This is a genomic window from Natrinema soli (assembly GCF_028618695.1).
This window is the reverse complement of sequence record NZ_JAQIVI010000163.1, coordinates 1-2,663: the sequence shown is the minus strand read 5'-3', so window position 1 is coordinate 2,663 and position 2,663 is coordinate 1. Positions and strand designations below refer to the sequence as shown.

Sequence of the window (2,663 nt, the reverse complement as noted above, 5' to 3'; positions counted from 1 at the left end):
CTCGACTTAGACTGTGGAATCAAGACAAACGCACCGGCCGTCCGCTGTACATCTGATAGTGACACAGGTTTGAGTGGTGTACTTATAAATAATTTTATAATTGATGATATGTCTGACGATGATATGAGTCCAAGCGTCAGGATCCAACGCCCTGATGTCACTCTTCGTTCTGGTGTAATCAACGCTGAAAACCGCTTACCACTTGGTGGGTCTGAAATTCACGAACTCAAGGACGTGGATATCAACGGCTAGCACAGCATGAATTCGTAAAATCATCTTGTTGTTTCTGACGACTCGCTTGAGTTCTTCGTAAGGGTTGCGTCCCTGCTGGCTCCACGTCGCCAGCAGGGACAACAATGTTTCATTGACAGGCACTCCTCGGTCATTGTGGAGTGCCCCGACAACTTTCCGGAGACCGACCAGCTCACGAAGAGCGTTCTCTGCGGCGTTGTTCATTGGCGAGACCGTTGGCTCACCGATGAAGGTGAGCCAGTGGTCGATCCCTCCTTTGGTTTTCCTGAGCAATGTTGCCACTGGTTTGTCGGCTACTGACCGCTCAGCGAGTGATCTGAGACCGTTCTGGGTAGATCAATGCATCTGCGCTTGTTCACGATTACCCGGGTCGGTCTCCAGCCAGGACTGGAGACCCGACATACATCTGCTTGAGCATCCGGTAGATCGGCTCTGTGTCCCTGTAATCATCAGCTACGTCTTCAGCTTCGCGGAGAATGTGTGCCCAACACCGCTGAAGGCTGGATACGCCGTCCGGCCATCACATACGGCCGTTCCCGTGAAGTTCTCGCTGAGGACTTCTGCGGGAACACCATGTCAACGACTTTTAACGGCATATAATGTGTGCTCAGTCACCCGTTATCGCTTAAGGATCCAGTGCGAACATTAGCGGTAACTCCTGGTCGCGTACATGCAGAGACATGGACCGATGGCTTCACCTCATCTGCCAGGAACTGAATAATCTGTTCCCACCCCGGTCGGTGCGCGACCACGGTCGCGCCACCGACCTCATCGAACGTAACCGTCACATCGACGCGACTCCCTTCCTCTGGACATTCCTGGTCGGCACGACCCAAGCCGATGGTTCTGTCAGTGCAGTTCACGACCTCTACAGGGTCTTTACTGGCGACGATGTCGCCTACTCCTCGATCCAGCAGTGGATCACTCCCGAACTGACCGATCTTCTCGTCGATCTCGTTGACTACGTCAGTGTCGAACTCGGCCGAACCGAGTTATCACTCGGTGGGCGGTACGGTCGCTTCCGGGATGTCTTCATCCCGGATGCGACTATCTGCACGCTCTCACCGGAATCAATCGACGACTTCCCTGGCTTTGGTGACGACCACGCTGGAGCGAAGCTCCACGTGGTCGAATCGCTCGCCTCGGTCGCTCCCTACCTCGAGTCGATCACGAGTGCTCGAACCCAAGAAACGACCCAGTTCGAGATCGACGAGTGGGTCGAAGACTCCCTCACGATGTTCGATCTCGGCTATCTTGACTACAACCGGTTAGGACGCATTGAGACCAACGGCGGCTGGTTCGTCTGCCGACTCAACGCCGACGCCAATCCTCGCGTCAGTGAAGAACCTCGTACGTTGCGGGGGAACTCTATCGATCTGGAGGGCATGCACCTCCAAGAGGTGCTGCCCGACCTCTTCCGACAGACCATCGATGTCACGGCAACGGTCGGTGCAGATCAGGATGATCCGCACCTTCCGTACGAGCTCCGAGTCATTGGTGTTCGCCACGAAGACGATGAGGACGCTCCCACCTATCGTGACGATGTCGAGGCAGATCACGAATACCATCTCTACGCGACGAATCTCCCGAGAGATGCGTTTGCGCCGCGAGAACTCGCGGCGCTGTACAGCAACCGATGGAGCGTCGAGACCGTCATCCAGGAATGTAAGGAGGTGTTCGGACTGGAGGTGATCCCGGTTCGGCGAGAACCCGCCGTCACGTGTTTTCTCTTGGCCGCATTGCTCATGCTCCTGGTGAGTCGGTACCTGTTGCGGCGAGTCCGAGCACGGCTCGGACCCGCCACACGGGCCTCCGTCGAGGAGACGACCCGAATACAGCCAATGCGGTTCTCGAAGCGACTCCAGCGATTCAGTGGGAGATTGCTGGAAACGATGGCCACGCAGCTGGGCTACTCGTCTGAGAGCGTTGGGCTGGTGATCCTGGAAGGGGCGATCGATCCGAACGTGGATCGCCACGCGCTGACCGAGCGCGTGGCGTACGGCACGGTCGATCCGAATCTAACCAACGACGGTGAACTGGCGACGATCCGGCCTGGCTGACACGCTCAGCCGGGCCGGGAGCGCCAGCAGCGAGTGGTAACACTCTCGACCGGTCAGCTTCGTGGCGTAGCTTCGGCGCTTCTCCTCGAAGACCGAGCGTGATCTCGCCGTTCTCGGTTCTGCTGTGAACTGCGTCCCCGACTGCACCAGCTCTCAGCTCGTAATTGCTGAGCTGAAGGCCGATCTGGAGCTAAAGCGATAACGGGTGGTGCTCAGTAGTCCTGACCCACGCCTGTTCCCGTCACGTTTGTACCAGTTTCGTCAACGTGGACGATATCAGTGTCCTGTATCTGCCGCCGAATCTATTCGTACTCACAACATCCAGCGCGCACTGCGCGCTCGATTGCGTAA

Annotated in this window: 1 protein-coding gene and 1 pseudogene; one reads left to right on the top strand and one right to left on the bottom strand. The window is 56.9% G+C overall.

The features are described from left to right. Positions 1-195: 195 nt before the first annotated feature. Positions 196-870, bottom strand: a pseudogene (locus PGX04_RS11500) (IS66 family transposase); the annotation flags it as partial. 62 nt (positions 871-932) lie between these two features. Between PGX04_RS11500 and PGX04_RS11495 the strand changes: the two are divergent. After that, positions 933-2,312, top strand: a complete 1,380-nt coding sequence (locus tag PGX04_RS11495; protein ID WP_273738635.1) for an IS4 family transposase — start codon at positions 933-935, stop codon at positions 2,310-2,312. The last annotated feature ends 351 nt before the right edge of the window (positions 2,313-2,663 follow it).